Source organism: Lacinutrix sp. MEBiC02595, assembly GCF_053601555.1.
The window spans coordinates 1-244 of record NZ_JBSHNU010000074.1; the positions used below are offsets into that span (position 1 = coordinate 1).

The 244-nt window shown below is 44.3% G+C and carries 1 protein-coding gene; it reads right to left on the reverse strand.

Translation table 11 applies throughout. The features are described 5' to 3' along the window. The coding region (locus tag ACVCZW_RS00315; protein ID WP_452231328.1) for a hypothetical protein at positions 1 to 244 on the reverse strand (244 nt) is incomplete at both ends.

The window sequence follows — 244 nt, forward strand, 5'->3', positions numbered from 1 at the left end:
TGCTGTAACTGTTCCACTTACTGGTACCGTTACTTCGGTTGGCTCTGTTCCATCTGTTAATGTCGATCCTGTTGGTAAAGTAGTTGTATCTATTACGATATCTACTGTTCCTGCTGGCACTCCTTCTATAGTATAGGTTCCGTCTGTTGCTGTTGTTGCTGTTGGCTCTCCTGCGTCTAATACACCATTGCCATCTAAATCTGCAAATACCGTTACTGGAGAAGTGAATCCCGTTTCTGTTCCG